The organism is Alteracholeplasma palmae J233 (genome assembly GCF_000968055.1).
Taxonomy (GTDB): Bacteria; Bacillota_I; Bacilli_A; order Acholeplasmatales; family Acholeplasmataceae; genus Alteracholeplasma; species Alteracholeplasma palmae.
The window spans coordinates 101,414-120,195 of the sequence record NC_022538.1 but is presented as its reverse complement, the minus strand read 5'-3'; the positions used below and the strand labels follow the sequence as shown (position 1 = coordinate 120,195).

The following is an 18,782-nucleotide window of genomic DNA, read 5'->3' as shown; positions in this document are numbered from 1 at the left end:
TTTGGTATGTGTTAAACAACCAAAGAAAAAAGGAATGCATGAAGCACTCCTTATATATATTCATTTAGTTTATTATGGTTTATAGTTTTCCTGTTTCTGGATCGTAGTACCTTCCATCATATACATACTTGCCTATTACTTTTTGTTTTCTATCTAAGATTTCTATAATATCTCCCATAATGTTTTTATGGTAATAGTATCTTTCTATTTGATTACTTTTCTTTATTTTAAATCCTGTGATACCTGTTATTCCATAAATATATGTTTTTTCATAGCTATTCACTTCATTAACATACTCTTCTGGTATATAGATATCATCACTTATAAAGTGACTACTCATTTCACTAATCTTTTCTTTAAGTATTTTATTACCATCTAAGATATATTCTATTTTATTTTCTAATGCTATTTTGCTTATTCTTATGTGATCTTTATTATATGTAAATGATATGTCATTATATGATTTAATATCATTATTTAAATATGTTATTTTGTTTCCCCTGTAGTTACTTGGTTTACCTATTGTTTCATATTCAATCAATTCATCTTGATACATATCTAGTTGATCTTTGTCATCTTTACTATAATTATATGCATATTCTTTGATCAAGTCAACAGGTGTATCTGTTGAATAACTATATACTTTTTTTGATGTGATATTGTCATTTGTATCATATTCGTGGATTTGTGTTCTATTTAGAAGTTTGTTGTCTTCTCTAATGAGTCTATTAAGATCATCATAGTAATACTTAAAATTTTTCTTTATTACACAAAAAAAGAACTTATAACTATCTAACGTTATAAATTCTTTCATTCATTTATTAAAAATATCTTATCTTTTATTTACTGTTTTACTTACTTTTTCTACTAATCGCGATACTTCTGAATAACTAATACTACATAGTGCAACTCTTAATCCTTCTTCCATAGGAATAACATATACATTTTCTTTTATGAGTCTTTCGTAATCTTTTAATGGATGAGTAGATTTTATAAGTACAAAGAATCCTCCACTATATGGGTAATGGTCTAATTTGTGTTCTTTAGCTTTTTCTAAAAATAAATCTCCACGATTTTTAAGAGTTTTAACAACTTTTTCCAAATTAGGTATATAGTCTTCTTTATTCTTCATAATTTCATTAAATAAACTAACTCCTACACTTGGAGCAGTGGACCACTTACCAAGTGCATCCTTATAAACATATTCTTTAAAGAATGATTCTTGCTTATCTGTTTGAAATAGTCCGATAAGTCCACCTAATCTAACTCCATAAATAGAAAAACTTTTAGAGGCTGAAAAGACAATAAGCGGTAAAATATTACTATTTAATTGTTTTAAATTTATATATTTATTTCTTTGTTCAACAAAACCTTTTGGATTATAGTCTGCATAAGCAATATCTAATACTAATATGATTTCTTTATCATATGTATTTAAAAGATTAATTAACCCTTCCCATTCTAAATCATTCAATTCATATCCAGTTGGATTATGGCAAGGATCATTAATTACTAATATTACTTTTTCTTGTTTCAGTAATAATTGATTTAATGATTGTTCTAATCCTTTAAGATTAAACTTATCATCTAAGAATAAGTCATATGATGCAATTTGCATCTTAGCAGCATCCGTAAAAAACTCATATCTCCATCTAGGGTGAGAAACTAAAATAGATTCATTTTGTTTACCATAAGTATTAAAAATAATACTTAAGGCTCCAGATCCTCCTGGGGTTGCGATTGCATCTATTTTAAAGCTTTCTTTTATTTTATCTTCTATTTTATAAAAAACCCATGAAATCAAATTTTGTTTAAATAATTCTCCACCACTTGTTGAGCCGTATGGAAAAATATCTTCTGGTTTTAAAGTATAAAACTTTTCATTTACATAAGGAATAACAAGGTTTTTATTTTCATCATAAAACATACCGATGGTTGCGTCTATGACATTTGGATTGATTAATTTTTCTTTTCTTGCATTTTCTGCGATTGCTAAAATATCTACTGCCATATATAACCTCTCTTTTTAATTATTTATAGTAATTTTCAATAATTTTACAAATAATATAAAGCCAATGGGATTCTTCATTTTTAGTAACTACTGTTATTTGAACTCGTCCTTTAAGATATCCTAACTTAATAGGTATTTTAGAGTTATTTGCAATTTCAAATAGTTTTTCTCCATTAATTTCTTTTGATTTTTCAATAGAGATTACTAGTAAAACTTCATTTGTTCCTGGGATGACTTTTTCAACACCTAGTTTACTAGATAGCTTTTTAAATAATTTTTCATACATATATAATACAAGTTCTGGTGATAATTTACCAAATCTATCTTCTAATTCAACTTTTAATTCTGATACATTTTCTATACTGTTTAATTGACTAATTCTTTTATGTATTTCAATTCTAACTGCATCACTTTCTATATATTCTTTTTCAATATGTCTGTCAGAATATACTTCATCAACAACTTCTATTTTAGGTTCTTGTTCCTCTGGTTTATCTTGCATGACTTCATCTAATAGTTTCATGTAAAGATCCATCCCAACTGAATCAATAAATCCTGATTGTTCTTCACCTAAGATATCCCCTGCACCTCTTATAGATAAATCTCTTAAGGCAATCTTAAATCCACTACCTAGGTCTGTGAAATCTTCTATCACAGATAATCTTTTTTTAGCTTCATCGTTAATATTCTTTCTAGCATCATACATTAAATAGGCATAAGCAATTCTATCACTTCTACCAACCCTACCTCTTACTTGATAAAGTTGTGATAATCCTAAGTTATCAGCATCATGAATAATAAGGGTATTAGTATTAGGAATATCAACACCTGTTTCAATAATCGTAGTAGCAACCAATATATCAAACTGGTGATCAATGAATTCTGTTAGAACATCTTCTAGTTTTTCTTTATTCATTTTACCATGAGCATATGTAATTCTCGCTTCTGGGACAAGCTTTTTTAATTTTAAAACAATGTTTTCAATATCAGATGTTTTATTATATAAATAAAATATTTGTCCACCACGGGCTAATTCTCTTTGGATAGCTTCTTTAATTAAAGCATCTTGTCTTTCAACAACATAAGTTTGAACTGGGTATCTATTTAAAGGTGGAGTTTCAATCATAGATAGATCTTTTAAGCCATACATAGCCATTTGAACTGTTCTTGGAATAGGGGTTGCGCTTAGTGTTAGAGTATCTACATTAATCTTCATTTCTTTAATTTTTTCTTTATGTTCTACCCCAAATCTTTGTTCTTCATCTATAATAAATAATCCTAAATCTTTAAATTTAATATCTTCTGATAAGAGTCTATGTGTCCCTATTACTACATCGACTAATCCAGCTTTGATTTTATCAATCGTTTCTTTTTGTTGTTTAGGGGAAACAAAACGACTTAATAAGGCAACATTAGCTCCATACTTTTCAAATCTGTCTTTAAAGGTATGAAAGTGTTGTCTTGCTAAAACAGTTGTAGGGACTAAATAAGCTACTTGTTTAGCATCTAAAACAGCTTTAAAGGCTGCTCTTAAGGCAACTTCTGTTTTTCCAAATCCAACATCACCAGCAATTAATCTATCCATTGGTCTTTGGTTATGCATATCGTTTTTTACTTGGTCGATTGCTTCTTGTTGATCCTTAGTTGTTTGATATGCAAAGTCATTTTCAAAGTTTTGCATCATTTCATTATCATTTGAAAAACTAAATCCGATAGCCGCATTTCTTTTAGCATATAAAACAAGTAATCTATCACTAAGGTCTTTGATTCTCTTTTTAACATTAGCTTTTGTTTTACTCCATTGTTTACCGCCCAATTTAGAAAGTTTAGGACTTCCATTTTCATAACTTTTATATTTTAAGACTAAATCTATTTTATCTACTGGGACATATAAAGACTCATCATTAGCATAAACTAAATATAAGTAATCTCTTTTATTACCGCTTAAATCCATTGTCTTTAAACCTTTATATTGTCCTATACCATAATCATAATGAACAACATAGTCGCCTTCATTAAGTTCATCGACACTTCTAATTTTAACCGCTTGGTTAATCACACTTCTATATTGGATTCTTGTTTTAAATTTAGAGTTAAATATTTCAGTTTCACTAATAACAAGTAGTTTTTCATCTGGGTTAATAAAAGAACCTAGTAGTTCTTTTGTGATAACATTTAATTCTAAATTTTTAATGTGATCTTTATTATAAGAGATATTTTCTGTATCTAAAAATTCTTCTACTAATTCTTTGTAGTTAGGTTTAGTTAAACCCAAAATAATTGTATAGTTGTGATATTGTTTGAGTGTTTCTTTTAATAATTTAAAATTAGCGTGTAGACTTTCAAAATCAATAATATTTAAATCTATTATAGATTCTGAGTGTGTATTATCTGTAATATAGAAGTCTAAAGTTTTTAAGTTAGTAAATTCACTAATATTTTTTCTATAAGGGATTTGTGTAAAATGATCCCCTTTTAAAGTTTCATTATATGTTAATAAGTCTTCGTAAGTTGTTTTTTCATTGATTAACATTTTATTTTTATCAATCATATAAATTTTAGGTTCTTTAAAGAAATCTAAAATTGTATAAAATTGATCAGTGAAAAAATAAGTATAAAGACTCAGTTTATCTAACTTTTGTCTTTCTTCTAATTGTAATAGGTCATTAGATAATTTTTGTGTTTCTTCTTCTGATAATTCTTTATTATAAAAATACTCTTTAATTTTTATCAAAGCGCTATTTTTTTGTTCATCAGTGAAAAAGAGTTCATGTAAAGGAGCAATCGATATTTTTTCTTTAAACTCAAATGATTTTTGTGTTTCTACATCAAAAAGTTTAATAGATTCTAATTCATCACCAAAAAAGTCTAATCTAAAAGGATGTGGGTTATCAGGTGTAAAGATATCTATAATATTACCTCTAATACTAAACTCCCCAGGTCTTTCTACTGTATAGTTTCTAGTGTACCCGTTATAAACTAAAGTCTTTGTAATCTTTTCTATATCATAGTCTTTATTCTTATAAAGGGTATAAACAGACTTTTCATAGTCTACAGGACTTAGTTGAAGTTGTCCTAATCCTTGATGGGTTGTCACTACAATATGCTTTTTATCACTATTTAAAATTTGTCTTAATGTATAGAGTCGCTCATTTTTAAATTCTGGGCTTCCTAATGCCATAATAGAAGTAAGTGTTTGATCTACTGGATAAAATAGAACTGAGTCATCTGAAAGGTTAGTTGTTAGTTGATCATAATACTTTTGTGCTTCATATAAATTAGGAGCTACAACTAAAATATTTTCTTTATTTTCTAAGAAATCATAGTTGATTGTATATTGTAAAAAAGGGTCATTTAATTTTTTAAATTGCCCTTCTTTTTTATTAAGTATTTGTCTAATTTTAAGTTGGTCTTTAATCATTTGGTCCATGTATAACCTCTTATGATAGATAACACCCAAACTTATGCTTGGGTGTTGTATTTTGTCATAATATCTTTATATGGTTCTTCTTTGATAAAGGCTTCAATTGCATCTATAACATTTGGTAGTTTATTATAAATGAGATTTTCTTCATCTTTTGTAAGTTTTCCCAAAACATATTTATCTAAGGGCATTCGAGTATCTTGGTCAATTCCAATTCTAATGCGTTTAAACTTTTCTGTTTTAAGATTTAAAATAATGTTCTTTAGTCCGTTTTGTCCACCATGACTGCCCATTTCTCTTAATCTTAATTTACCAGTGGGTAGATTAATATCATCTACAATAACAATTAAATCATCAGGTTCTATTTTATAATAGTCCATAATTTTTCTAACTGCTTCGCCTGATAAATTCATATAAGTTAAAGGCTTTGCGATAATGGCTTTTTCATTTCCTAGATTTAGGGTAGTTATTTCAGCATTGAATTTTTGTTCTACTGTTGTTTTAAGTTTATGTTTTGTAAGTAAAAAATCAATTGCGATAAAACCCATGTTGTGTCTTGTATTTTCATACTTATCACCAGGGTTTCCTAAACCTACGATTAATTTCATATTAAGTTTTCTACTCTAGTAAAGATTTCACTAATAGGTTCATCATTAATGATGTGTAAGATTGCTTCTCCTAGTAATGATCCTACGGATAATTGAACAATTTTTTCTGGCATTTCTTTAGTGCCTAATGCGATAGTGTCAGTAACAACTACTTCTTTTAAACATGAGTTTTTAATTCTTTCTAATGCTTCTCCAGAAAAGACTGGGTGGGTTGCTGCTGCGTATACTTCTTTTGCTCCTGCATCAAGTAAAGCTTGTGCTCCAACTGTTAGAGTTCCAGCTGTATCGATGATATCATCAATCATGATTGCTGTTTGTCCTTTTACATCACCAACAATATTCATAACTTGAGCTTTATTTGGTTCTGGACGTCTTTTGTCAATAATTGCAATCGGTGCGCCTAAGTATTGTGCAAAGATTCTTGCTCTTGAAACGCCACCATGGTCTGGTGAAACTACAACTACATCTTTTAAATCTTTCTTTTTAAAATATGCCGCTAAAAGTGGTGCTGCTGGGAAATTATCAATTGGGATATCAAAGAATCCTTGAATTTGTGCTGCATGTAAATCCATACATGCTACACGATTCACTCCTGAAACTTGTAATAAGTCCGCAATCAATTTAGCCGTGATTGGTTGTCTAGAGCGAGATTTTCTATCTTGTCTAGAATATCCGAAATAAGGCATAATTACTGCGATGCTAGCTGCTGATGCACGTTTTAATGCATCTGCTAAAATAAGGACTTCCATTAAATGATCATTAGCTGGTGCACTTGTAGGTTGGATAATAAAAACGTGTTGCCCTCTTACGCTTTCATTAATGTTCATTGTCATTTCTCCATCCGCAAACTTAACTACATCTACTAAACTTAATGGAATTTTTGTCTTAGCAGAAATTTTTTCTGCTAACTGTTTATTTGCACTTAAGGCAAACAATTTAATTTTTTTTCCGTCGATAACCACTTTTAATCACCTTTCAAATTGATTTTTTTATTTTCAAAGTTATTATAACATTTTTAAAATAATTTAGCCATAAAGGATATAGAGTAAGCGTTTTTAGTGATGATTACATCATTTATTGTATATAAAGAAAAAAAGCCTAGTTCCCTAGACCCCTTTTTTGTTATTTTTTCCTTAGGCTTCTTCTAAGGTCTTTTGGTATGCAGCAATTACAGCGTCTTCCATCACTTTGCGCATATCAGAATGAATTGGGTGAGCTACATCTCTGAATCCACCATTAGGCATCTTCTTACTTGGCATAGCAACGAAAATTCCGTTTTCCCCTTCGATTACTCGAATATCATGTACAACAAAACTATTATCAAAAGTGATTGTAACGATTGCTCTTAATCGACTATCGCTTTCAACAAGTCTTACTCTTACATCAGTAACTTCCATTCCATATATCCTCCTCTTCTTTGTCATTAAATCCTAGTATGATTATAACATGAAAAAGGCATTGCAAAGCGTTTTCATACTCATTTTTCGTCTTTTTTCCGAAAAATTATAGCATATCTAAGAAAATTTCACCCAATTCTTAGCTAATTCTTCAAATTTTGTAACAGAAATCTGTTCTGCTCTAATATTTAGGTCTAATTGATTACCTACGAAGAATTCTTGTAAAGCAGTCTTATCAACTTTATAATGGGTAGATAAATTATTCATAAGTGTCTTTCTTTTTTGTAGGAAAGATGCCTTTACAAACTCTTTAAAGTCTTCATCTGACCCAAGATTTTGGTCTTTTTTCTCTATTCTAATAATGATACTATCTACTTTAGGTTGTGGAAAAAACATTGCCCTTTTAACATCCATTACTTTTTTTACGTTTGTATAGTGTTGAATAATAACAGATAGCGCATTATAAGTCTTTTGATTAGGTAAAGAAGCAAGTCTGTCACCTACTTCTTTTTGAATCATAATAGTCGCTGTTTTTATCTTTTCTGTTTCTAATATTTTAAAAATAATAGGGGAGGTAATATAGTAAGGTAAATTACCGATAAAGTGTACATCTTCGTTATTAAAGTTTTCTTTAATGTCTTTTTCTAAATCCGTATTAAGGAAATCTCCAAATATAACTTTTAGACCTTGATCTACAAATGGTTTTAAATAGGGTGTTAAACTCTTATCAATTTCATAAGCAACCATCTTATTTGACACAGGTAGGGCAAATTGAGTCAAAGCGCCTTGTCCCGGGCCAACTTCTATAACGTTTTTGTTTTCTATTTCAGCTTTTGTAATAATCTTTTTAAGTAGGTTTTTATCTTTTAAAAAGTTTTGTCCATATTTCTTTTTAGCTTTATGTTCCATGTTATTTTAGCTCCTCTAATAGATCTTTTTGAGTTAAATTAGCCCATATGAGTCTTTTGTGTAAAGTTTTACCATTAACTACACCTAAATTAAATTTTTTAGCAAGTTTAAGTCTGAGTTCTCTACTGTTTTCTTTTCCTAATAGATTATTTTCATAAAGAAAACTTAGTGTAATATCACTTTTTCCTTCTTTAGGTATTAAAATCTGATTAAGGGCATTTTGGATGTCATTTGTTGAGGCATGCTCAATACCGATTTTTCTGCCGTTTTTACTATGTGCTAATTCTTGATCTAGAAAAGCATGAACAACGTTAGCAAGTTCTTTTGAAAGAATTCTTCTCAGTCTTTCTCCTGCATGGTCTGGATCTAAAAACAATATCATTTGGTTATCTTTGCTTAAGGCTTTTAATCTTAACAAGGTTTCTTTTGAAAGAGCACTACCGTTGGTAATCATTACTTGTGCATCTTTATATATTTGATTAATTTTTATTTGATCATGATATCCTTCTACTACAATAATTTGATTCATTTTTTTACCTTATAAAAAAACTTAGCATCTTCTTTAATACTGGTTGTAATTAAACTATGGATAATAGAAGAGTGTGCACTTAATGGTTCTATGTTACCATCTTTTTTAAGTATGTATATTTGGTCTCCCATATTTTTACTGGTTTCACTATATGCACTTTGTTCAACGTTAGTTGAAAGTGTATAGTATTTTTCTAAGTCTTTATATTCCTTTTTAATTTCTTTTATTTTAGCTGCGTTCTCCTTTGTATCATCTAAATAAGCCCATATGTGTCTATTTAGAAAGTCAATTGATAATGTGCTTAATATCTCATCTTTACTTTTTGTAAGGTGTGCAATCAGTCCATTCATATAGTAATCATCTATTTCTCTATAAGCCTCTAGGTCATTTTTATCTTCCATAATTCTTTTTAGAGCAGTGACATCGTGTCCAAAATCAAAGTTTGATTCTAATAAATCATGGATTCTTAAATATATTTTTTCTAAAATAACTTCAAATGCGCGAGCCTTAGGGTGATAATAAACTTGCCAGTACATATGGTATCTACTAATAAGATAGTTTTCAATTGCGTGTATTCCACTTTCTTTAAACACTATTTTATCATTTTTAACAGTGATAATTCTCATTAAACGTTCAAGGTCAATATGACCATAAACAGCTCCTGTAAAATAAGCATCTCTTTCTAAGTAATCTAATCTATCAACATCCAATTGACTTGATATCAGTTGTTCAATAATTGGAAATTTATGTTTCTTATCGATAATAGATGCAACATCATATTTAAAGTCTTTATCTATTTTATCTAAGATCTCACCAATTTCTTGGTCTGCTTTAATCAGTTTAGCTCCAATTTTTTCGTGATTTACTTTAAACACATACTCAAAGGCATGAGAATACGCTCCATGACCTAAGTCATGAAGTAGCGCAGCTGTTAAAAAAAGCAACTGTTCTCTAATAGAAAGTGTTTCATTGATCTCTTTTATTTCTATAAAACGTCTTGCTAGTTCATAAACACCTAGACTATGAATAAAGCGTGAGTGCTCTGCCCCATGAAAAACCATATGGACACCACTTAATTGTCTGATTCTTCTTAGTCTTTGGAATACTTTAGTATCAATTAAATTTTCTATAAAGGCATAATCAATATGGATATAGCCGTATATTGGATCTCTAAAGACTTGTTGTCTTTCTAGTTTTTCCATTTTATTCCTCTTTTCACTATATGATTGCGTATCTATTATACCTTATTTTAGTATTGTTTTATGGTTTATATGAAAAAAACAAGCCATTAGACTTGTTTATAACTAATCTCTCATATAATTATTATACTAATTAAAGCTAGTCTTTTATTCTTGGTTTCTTATAAATAAGAAACACTCTTATACCAACAGCTAAGACAGTAATCAGTATGACTGATGTTAATTCACTATATACTGCCATAAAAGCCCATAAACTTAAAATTAATATAGCACTTGTGAGTTGATTGAACAAAGAATATGTATAATAGTTTCTTTCTACTTCATTTGATTTTTGAAAAACTAAAATAGAATTTATGATATCTATTGTCAAAATAAAAATAATACAGGGGATGACATAATATAAGTAATTAGTCCTTTCTGAGATTCTAAGAACTAAAAATAAAAGATGAAAAATAACTACTGATAAATAGAATAATATGAAGTTTTTATGATATGCCCATCTAATTTTTTTCATATTATTAAATGATACAGTCTTTTTAATTTCATCTGCTATAAGTGATATTGTTATCCCTAAGATAAAAATAGAAATAATTTCAAATGTATAATATACACTTGTGTTTGTTTTAAAGGCAACATAAGGTATTGCTACATTAAAAAGTGAAAATATAAGTCCTGATAAAAATAATAAGATATTAATTGTAATTGTTTTCTTATTCATTACTAATCCCTCACATTCAGTATTTTAAAAAAATCTTTTTTTTTATAATTCATTAAGTTTATGTGTTGTTTTATTATTAGAGCACATTTCTCTGACAATTGGATAGATACTTTTAGTAAGCTTCTCATTTTCTTGATTATCTTGCTTAAAAGATATAATATGATCTATTATTGCTAAATTATTTTCTTGATGCTTAATTCTTCTTAGTTTTTCTCTTATTTTTTTAGCTTCATCTATTTTATCTTTATATAATAATTCTAGAACTCTATAAAATACTACACCATTACTATAAGTACGCCAGTAAGTATGATTTAATAATTCAAACGCTTCATCATTCTTACCAAGAATAAACAGTATAACTAATAAATTAAATTTTGAATTAATAATCAATCTTCCAAAGTAATATTTTTCAGATTTAGCTTTAGTTATAACTAGTAACTCATCATACTTTTTATCAATCACTTTTTGTTGAAATTCCTTATTATTCTTTTTGATTATATGCGCAATCATATACGCAGCTAAAATGAAAAACACAATTAATGCTATTACCATAATTCTTGTAACTAAAAGTAAAGCTGTCTTCATATGATCTGCTGCATTATCTCTAATGATTGCAATAGCTACCATTACTAAAATATAACCTACAGTTCCAATTATCAATTTTTTCTCTTTATTCATCATTTAAATCTCCTAATATACTTATATTAATTAACACATTTATTTTGTATATGACTACTTATTATCTTCTATATTTTTTGTCTTTAGTATTACAGTTATATATGTAAACATACTAATTATATTGAAAGCTATTAAACTAAAATAGATAATTAAAAGAAATGGTTCTTTCATAAAATCTTCTATTTGTTTTACATAAATTATAGAAAGGACTAAGCCTATAACAAAACACAATAGTAAAGGTATTTGATGACGTATAAAGACTGACTTTACTTTATTATCCATAGAAAAGTTATTCTTTTTCTCTTTATATATATCAAATATTGAACCACCTAAATATACCAAAAGTACTATGTTTATAAAATAATTCATGTTCTATCTCCTTAATTTAAAATTCATTTTTTTGTATCATCAAATGATACATTTTTTTATTAATTGCTACACCAAAGCATAATAGCGTTACTGAAGCAATTAAAGGTAATGCAAAGAAACTATATTCTATATTTTGACTTCCCATAATATAGCTTGATGATATCCATCCCATAACAGGTATTAAAACTATAAGAAAGTAAAATAATAATTCGAGTATCGTTAACTTATTTCCAAAGAATTTTAATTCAATTATTTTAATAGAAATAATATAAATGACTAAAATAATAAGTGATATATATATTGTTTCTGTTTTTATAATTGAAAAAATAGTGATAACTATAAGCATAACATTACTCATAATATAAGTATTAGTAATTATTCTTTTAAGTTCATCTTCTTTATCTTCATATTTAGTATAAATTAATGAAAAGAATAACAACAACATTAAGCACATTTGAATTACTGAAATGACTATCCAGTTTATTTTAAAAATTAAATTAATACTAATCGTAAAAATCAAAAGTATATGTAGCATTGTTCTTATAGATTTAATTCTATGCATTGCGATACCTTCACTTACTAATAATGTTAAAGCAAACATTAAACAGATCGTAACTTGAATACTTTTAAGCCATATATTATCAACTAAGTTATTGTATTTGTTTGATGTTATCATAGTTGTAACAAATCCTAATAAAAAATAGGTAAGATACGTTACAATAAGTAAATTCTTTCTTATTTTCATATTTTATCTCTTATAATTATTAACTTTCATTTTTTTACTACTTATATTAGTTTTTAAAATCCATTATTACTTTCTTTATAAATATTAGAATGCCTATATTATTCTGAATCCTTTTTTTTATAGATGAAACCATAATAGTAGAGCATATAACAAATACTAGTTACACCTAATGCTATATACAAAATTTTAAATAGCGGCGTAACATCATTTTGTCCAACTCCAGGTCCAGCCGAATAAATAACATATACTACATTAGGGATAAATAAAACCGCAGTTATTGTTTCCTTACTGTATTTACTTAGTATCTGCTTTTTCCTTACAAAAGCTACACTATAAATTATCAAAATCAAGAAAAACAGTATATTTTGTATAATAAGACTTTCATTACTTTTAGATATTAATATCCAATCAAGAATAAAAACTATATAACTAACTATAAAGATTGTTATAAAATAAACACCTGACTTTACTTTCATATTACTACTCCTAAATTTAATTTTGTTTATTGTCTTTATTAAGACAACAAATATTATTACTTATCTATAAATCATATAATCAACTCTATATGATTTTAAATACTTTTATCTTATCTAATTTACTTACGGTAAGGGCTACATATAGACTTTACTTAAGATTCATTAACCCGCATAACTCAATCTTTTTTATTAATATAATCGCATATAGTAACAATTATATTACCTGCTATGATTAGGGTTGTTGAAGCGTATAATCCTCCTAAAATCCAATTTTTATTTATTAAATAATAGATCATAAATCCAGCCATTATTAAATCTAATATGGTTATGTAAATGATTAAAAACAGTTTAACTCCTCGACTACTCTTCATCTCTTATATTCTATCCTTTCATAAAAAAATTAGCATATACTTACTTAACAAAAGTTCTATTTATATATCTGTGATTTATTTCTTATTAATAATGTATTTTCTGTAGTTTATCTCAATAATATAATTAACTAGAACTGTAGATACCCCTGTTAGAATAGTTTCAATTAGTGTTGTTAAAATCAAATTTAACAGTTACTAGTATTCAATCAGCTTGTACACAGTTTAAAAGGTAAGTCAAGCCCTTGTAGCATCAAGGCTTGACTTCTATCATAAGATTTATACTATGCTTTCATTTATTTTTTCAAATAATCTTTGACTTTAATTATAATAATGATATATGCAATTAAAAGCGAAAAAAACGAAACTAAACCATCTATTTGATTTTTAGACATTGTTATAAATATTCCTAATAAGCAAGAAAACACCATCGATATATTAAAAAATAAAATTTTAGTGCTTTTTGAATTTTTAGTTTTATTATTTGGGAATATTTTAGTTATTGAAAAAAAAGTAAGTATTGAAAGAGTAATAAATATTGTCCATATTATTATGCTTTGATATAGTTCCATATTATTCTCTCATTGAATTGTCATCCCTATTGGGATACCAAAAAATACAGTTTCAATGCCAAACTTAAAGTGTTCATTTCTAGACTTTTTATCAGCTGCTAAAATTGCAGAATGGACTGCAGCGCTTGCAATATATCCTGCAATTACTCCAAGTGCCCACATAACTCCGCCAAATATTTTTGTAACTAATGTAGGCTCAGGCACAAGAAATAATGCACTTCCTGTCTTACCATAAATAGTTCCTAGTGCTCCAAATACATATACTAAACCTAAAATTGCAGTTAATGCATGTGCGAATCCTGTTTTTCTAGTATCTATTATGCTTATGAAACCTCCCCCATCAACATATTCCATTTCAATAACATTTTCAGGTATTACTAACTCTGAAGCCATTATTTCTAACGTTTTCTTAGGTAATTTCTTTTCTTTATAGATTGAACCAAAAATAGATGCATTTCTTTCTAATACTAAATTCATATTTCAATTCTCCTAAATCTCATTAATTTTATTTAATGTCTTTATTAAGCCATTAAATATTATCACTTATCTATAGAATTTATAATCACTCTATATAATTTTAAATACTTTATCTTATCTATTTTACTTACAGTAAGTGCTAAATAAAAGTTTTACTAATACTCATTAATCCTAATAACTCAATCTTTTTTATTAACATAATCGTGTATAGTAATAATTATAATACCTGCTATGATTAAAGTTGCTGCAGTGTTTAGTCCTACTAAAACCCAATTTTTCTTTATTAAAAAATAGATCATAACTCCAACCATTATTAAATTTAATATAGTTAAATAAATGATTAAAAACAGCTTACCCGCATGATTATTCTTCATCTTTTATATTTTATCCTTTCATAAAAATATTGTAATATACTTTCTTAACAAAAGTTCTATTTATATATCTGTGATTTATTTCGTATTAATAATGTATTTTCTGTAGTTTCTCTCAATAATATAATTAACTAAAAAATAAATAATAGCCGGACATAGGTACATAAGTCCCACAACTAAATTTGACCATTTGTTTTTATAGTCAAATCCAGGCACAATAAATCCTATTGATATATAAAGTAATATCAAGCTTAAGATAATGTTAAATACCTTACTTGATTCTCCCTTAAAATAGTAAAAACAAATCATTATTATTAAGATAAGTGTAAACCCTAAGTCAACATAGACAATCATTCTATAACCCATTAGATATTTAACTAATGCTAATATTGGAATACTTAATGTTGATTAAGATTGTTATTTTAATACTTCTTTCATGTGCTAATACGTTCATAAGAACACCTTCTTATTTCTTCTGATTATTAAAAAAGTTCTTAAAATTATACAATACTTTCATTTATAATTTCGTTAATTTCAAAAAATACAATTTTTCTTCTCATGTAATGTTTAATAATATAGACTGGTAATCCTATTAAAAAAATAAATAATGACGTATCTTTATAAGTTGTGTTTTCAATGGAAATAAATTCTAATTGCATAATTAATGATAACCCACTAAGTGCACTAGCAATTAGTATCACTAATAATACATATAATTTTTTTATCTTTTGTCTCTTACAACTATGAAGTATTAAATTAACTTGGATGATAGCATAAACTAAAATACTTGGATATATAAAATATTCTATTCTCGATACTCCAATAGCTAATAATAAAATCAATTCACTGTGTTTTAAATTAGGTATATCTTTTTTAAAATTTCTATACTGATCTTTATCAGGTATTTTAGCATCTTTCATCAAAATTGGTATAATTAGTTTTTCATCTTTACTAACTAAATCAAGTATCTTTTTTATTCTAAAAAGATCTAAAATAATTACTATTATCCATAAACTAAAAAATACTACAGTAAGATCATATATAATAGCAAAATAAGATGCTATACATAAAATTACCGGAAAAAGAGAAATCATAAACATGAAGAATCTAATCATTTTACCTTCTCTTATATGTGATGGATAAAATGCAATTATAAATGAAACAAATGAAGCCACTAGCGTAACTAAGTATGCAAATGCACTTAACTTTGAAAATATCACTACTCCTTGATAAGCTGAGTTATAAAATAATTGATATGCATATCCTATTGTGGCTATAAATAGTAAAATTATTCTTAACTTATTTACTAATTTAACTGATTTAATTAAACCATCTCTAGAATTCATTTTCATAGTATCTCCTTAATCAATTGAAACTCAATTACTACTGAATATAGACCCTAGTCTTATAATCAATAATATCGTTCATAGTACCTTTATTCAAATAACTTTTATGTCTATAGATTATACATTTTTTCTATTATCTTAACCCTCATAATCTAAAATCAATTTTCTTTTAGATTTGATCTTAAGCATTCTAATTGAAATCATTGGGTATAGTAAAAGTATAAGCGTATAAATCATATTTTCAAGACTGATTGTTATTCCACCATTATTTTTTTTAATTGAATACATTACTGGTATATATGCTAAAACTCCAACAATTATAATACTTAGTTTTTTTACTAAAGATAGCTTACCTAAGACTAATTCTCCTGCTTGTAGTATCAAAAAAATTTGTAGCAATGATATAACTAAAAGCATAGAAGTCATTATCGTATAGAGTAAAAATTGATTACTTTCTAAAAACATAGATGTTCCAACAAATGCAAAAAATGAACTACCCAATACCGAAAAATCATGATACTTAATAATGAAGTCTTTTGTCTGATTTGTTTTTGTGTTTAAAATAACAAAAGCATTAATAATGATAAGAAGTATACATCCATATAAAATATAATCATTAATTATAAAACCTAAGATATTAACTATTAACCATAAACTAGAAATAATTAAATCTAATTTGAACTTTTTTTCAAAGAATATACTATTAAACCAAATCACACATATCATTGCTATATAAATCATAAAAGGTGAACTTAAAACCATAAACCTTTCATCATATGGAATCTGTTTTATTCCTACTATAGAAACAATAAAATAAACTATCATTATTAAAATATTAATCCATTTGTTCATATCTATAACCTCGTTTTGTTTATATCAAAATAGTTGTATTACACTATGGTAACCCATCCATTGATTTTTCTTTAGATTTATTAATATAATGTATTTTGTATCTAACTCATTATACTAATAAATAATATAAATACTACGCTAAATGAAACCAAAAGTGTCATAAAAAATTGTATCAATGTGTTAAATATTGCCAATCTATTTAGAAACGTTTGAGCATTGAGATTAAGTTGATATAGCTCCTTTATTTTAAATAATGCATACTTACTTGCTTCATTTTCATGTATTAATCCAAAAAAAAGACGAAGAATAGTTATGATTAAAAAATATGGCACAAAAATAATACTCCAATTATATAAATTCACTACATGAAAATAGATAGTCAAAGCAATAATTAGCGGAATAATAATCAATCTATTTATTCCAACTAATTTTATGTATAATTTTTGCAAATTAATATTCCTATTATTTAAATCATAATGGTGTCCAAATTCGTGTAACAATAAAAATACATCACGATAATTCAGTTTTTTCTCAAAGTAGCTATTTGGTATTGTAATACTTCTATTTAATAAACTATATGATAATATACTTGGATTCATTATAATAGTTATATTATTATCGCTTAACTCATTTAAAAAAAAGGAAAAGAAACACTCACTATCAAATACTAAAAAAGTTTCTTTTTTATAATAATAAAAACTATATAAGATTGTTAAAACAATATAGGTGATTAGCAACATCATTAAAATAATAATCATTATCAACATTATAAAAACCTTTTCACTTTCTCTCACTTTTAAAACTTAAATACAAAATAAGTATTAGAAAAAAAAATTTAACAATTATTCTATTTTCTACAAATATATCAGAAAAAATATATAGCGAGATAATAGTAGGGAAAGCTACAATATAGAATGTTATTTTAGAGTTCTTTCTTTGTTTATTAAAACAAAATAGAATTCCAGAGATAAATAATAATATTATCCCTAGTATCATATAGATTAAATCCGGTATTTCAGTTTCTCGTCTTAATACATCGTATATAAATGATATAAAGACAAATAATAAAACATACATGATGATTTTCATTAGATTAGCTATATTTTTTTTCATATAACCTCCTTTTATTAAGTCGTGATTCGGACAGGATAATGTCCGAATCACAACAATCCTATAAGAATACCGTTATCGCACCTACTACAGTAGCTACAATTCCTAAACCTATTGCAGTTGCTACTAATGGGTTTGCTATAACCCACCCTACTGCACTACTAACCCCAGTTTTTATAGTTCCCGCTAGCCACACTAGTGCCTTTCCAAGTTTTGCTGCTTTTAAAGCTGAATAAAGACCTTTAAGCGTCCCGTATTTCGTTTTAAAGCCATTTGCCAGCCAGCCAAGACCAACTAATAATAGTCCGTCAAATAAAGACCAAGCTCTATCTGCTAACCAATTCCAAAATCCCCCATCAACATATTCCATTTCATCATATGTCATTTCAATGGCACCTTCAGGTATTACTAACTCTGAAGCCATTGCTTCTAATGTTTTCTTTGGTAATTTCTTTTCTTTATAGATTGAACCAAAAATAGATGCATTTCTTTCTAATACTAAATTCATATTTCAATTCTCCTTATTTTATATATTTCTTTATAGTATGTTACCAATTCAATATACCAAGTGATCTAATCTTTACTATCTCACCTACCTTTATGCTTACTCACCCTTTATATTG

At 26.8% G+C, this 18,782-nt stretch carries 21 protein-coding genes; all 21 read right to left on the bottom strand.

All coding sequences use genetic code 11. From position 1 onward, the window contains the following. Nucleotides 1-79: 79 nt before the first annotated feature. Nucleotides 80-814, bottom strand: a complete 735-nt coding sequence (locus tag BN854_RS00525) for a hypothetical protein (protein WP_026654423.1) — start codon at nucleotides 812-814, stop codon at nucleotides 80-82. Nucleotides 815-832: 18 nt separating this feature from the next. Beyond that, the gene (locus BN854_RS00520) at nucleotides 833-2,011 is read right to left on the bottom strand and encodes a pyridoxal phosphate-dependent aminotransferase (RefSeq protein ID WP_026654415.1); all 1,179 of its coding nucleotides are present in this window, start codon (nucleotides 2,009-2,011) and stop codon (nucleotides 833-835) included. 19 nt (nucleotides 2,012-2,030) lie between these two features. Further along, nucleotides 2,031-5,441: a transcription-repair coupling factor gene (mfd, locus tag BN854_RS00515; protein ID WP_026654406.1), complete on the bottom strand. Its 3,411-nt coding sequence runs from the start codon at nucleotides 5,439-5,441 to the stop codon at nucleotides 2,031-2,033. 32 nt (nucleotides 5,442-5,473) lie between these two features. Next, nucleotides 5,474-6,043, bottom strand: coding sequence for an aminoacyl-tRNA hydrolase (gene pth / locus BN854_RS00510; RefSeq protein WP_026654398.1), 570 nt, complete (start codon nucleotides 6,041-6,043; stop codon nucleotides 5,474-5,476). Further along, a complete protein-coding gene (locus BN854_RS00505) occupies nucleotides 6,040-7,005 on the bottom strand; it encodes a ribose-phosphate diphosphokinase (RefSeq protein ID WP_026654389.1) in 966 nt (321 codons plus the stop codon). Before BN854_RS00505 ends, pth begins: the two co-directional genes overlap by 4 nt. 171 nt (nucleotides 7,006-7,176) lie before the next feature. After that, the gene (gene spoVG / locus BN854_RS00500) at nucleotides 7,177-7,440 is read right to left on the bottom strand and encodes a septation regulator SpoVG (protein ID WP_026654380.1); all 264 of its coding nucleotides are present in this window, start codon (nucleotides 7,438-7,440) and stop codon (nucleotides 7,177-7,179) included. A gap of 117 nt (nucleotides 7,441-7,557) precedes the next feature. Then, nucleotides 7,558-8,349 (bottom strand): 16S rRNA (adenine(1518)-N(6)/adenine(1519)-N(6))-dimethyltransferase RsmA, encoded by a 792-nt coding sequence (gene rsmA / locus BN854_RS00495; protein ID WP_026654372.1) that lies wholly within the window; start codon nucleotides 8,347-8,349, stop codon nucleotides 7,558-7,560. Between the two features lies 1 nt (nucleotide 8,350). After that, nucleotides 8,351-8,878, bottom strand: coding sequence for a ribonuclease M5 (rnmV, locus tag BN854_RS00490; RefSeq protein WP_026654364.1), 528 nt, complete (start codon nucleotides 8,876-8,878; stop codon nucleotides 8,351-8,353). Continuing rightward, nucleotides 8,875-10,080, bottom strand: a complete 1,206-nt coding sequence (locus BN854_RS00485) for an HD domain-containing protein (RefSeq protein WP_026654355.1) — start codon at nucleotides 10,078-10,080, stop codon at nucleotides 8,875-8,877. Before BN854_RS00485 ends, rnmV begins: the two co-directional genes overlap by 4 nt. A gap of 136 nt (nucleotides 10,081-10,216) precedes the next feature. Continuing rightward, the gene (locus tag BN854_RS00480) at nucleotides 10,217-10,795 is read right to left on the bottom strand and encodes a hypothetical protein (RefSeq protein ID WP_026654346.1); all 579 of its coding nucleotides are present in this window, start codon (nucleotides 10,793-10,795) and stop codon (nucleotides 10,217-10,219) included. 42 nt (nucleotides 10,796-10,837) lie between these two features. Then, nucleotides 10,838-11,473: a hypothetical protein gene (locus tag BN854_RS00475; protein ID WP_157868333.1), complete on the bottom strand. Its 636-nt coding sequence runs from the start codon at nucleotides 11,471-11,473 to the stop codon at nucleotides 10,838-10,840. A gap of 385 nt (nucleotides 11,474-11,858) precedes the next feature. Then, nucleotides 11,859-12,587 carry a hypothetical protein gene (locus tag BN854_RS00465; protein WP_026654145.1) on the bottom strand — a complete coding sequence of 243 codons (729 nt, stop codon included), beginning with the start codon at nucleotides 12,585-12,587 and terminating at the stop codon, nucleotides 11,859-11,861. A gap of 98 nt (nucleotides 12,588-12,685) precedes the next feature. After that, a complete protein-coding gene (locus BN854_RS00460; RefSeq protein WP_026654136.1) occupies nucleotides 12,686-13,063 on the bottom strand; it encodes a hypothetical protein in 378 nt (125 codons plus the stop codon). Between the two features lie 176 nt (nucleotides 13,064-13,239). Then, the gene (locus BN854_RS00455; protein WP_045959652.1) at nucleotides 13,240-13,434 is read right to left on the bottom strand and encodes a hypothetical protein; all 195 of its coding nucleotides are present in this window, start codon (nucleotides 13,432-13,434) and stop codon (nucleotides 13,240-13,242) included. Between the two features lie 578 nt (nucleotides 13,435-14,012). Further along, nucleotides 14,013-14,480, bottom strand: coding sequence for a hypothetical protein (locus BN854_RS00445; protein ID WP_026654128.1), 468 nt, complete (start codon nucleotides 14,478-14,480; stop codon nucleotides 14,013-14,015). A gap of 179 nt (nucleotides 14,481-14,659) precedes the next feature. Then, nucleotides 14,660-14,854 (bottom strand): hypothetical protein, encoded by a 195-nt coding sequence (locus BN854_RS00440; RefSeq protein WP_045959648.1) that lies wholly within the window; start codon nucleotides 14,852-14,854, stop codon nucleotides 14,660-14,662. Nucleotides 14,855-15,351: 497 nt separating this feature from the next. Further along, nucleotides 15,352-16,197, bottom strand: a complete 846-nt coding sequence (locus BN854_RS00435; protein ID WP_026654119.1) for a hypothetical protein — start codon at nucleotides 16,195-16,197, stop codon at nucleotides 15,352-15,354. A 138-nt stretch (nucleotides 16,198-16,335) separates the two neighbouring features. Continuing rightward, the gene (locus BN854_RS00430) at nucleotides 16,336-17,049 is read right to left on the bottom strand and encodes a hypothetical protein (RefSeq protein WP_026654112.1); all 714 of its coding nucleotides are present in this window, start codon (nucleotides 17,047-17,049) and stop codon (nucleotides 16,336-16,338) included. Between the two features lie 101 nt (nucleotides 17,050-17,150). Further along, complete coding sequence (locus BN854_RS00425) at nucleotides 17,151-17,816, bottom strand: hypothetical protein (RefSeq protein WP_026654103.1); 666 nt, start codon at nucleotides 17,814-17,816, stop codon at nucleotides 17,151-17,153. Between the two features lie 13 nt (nucleotides 17,817-17,829). Beyond that, the gene (locus BN854_RS00420) at nucleotides 17,830-18,162 is read right to left on the bottom strand and encodes a hypothetical protein (protein ID WP_045959645.1); all 333 of its coding nucleotides are present in this window, start codon (nucleotides 18,160-18,162) and stop codon (nucleotides 17,830-17,832) included. 58 nt (nucleotides 18,163-18,220) lie between these two features. Continuing rightward, the gene (locus tag BN854_RS00415; protein ID WP_026654095.1) at nucleotides 18,221-18,667 is read right to left on the bottom strand and encodes a hypothetical protein; all 447 of its coding nucleotides are present in this window, start codon (nucleotides 18,665-18,667) and stop codon (nucleotides 18,221-18,223) included. Between the last annotated feature and the right edge of the window lie 115 nt (nucleotides 18,668-18,782).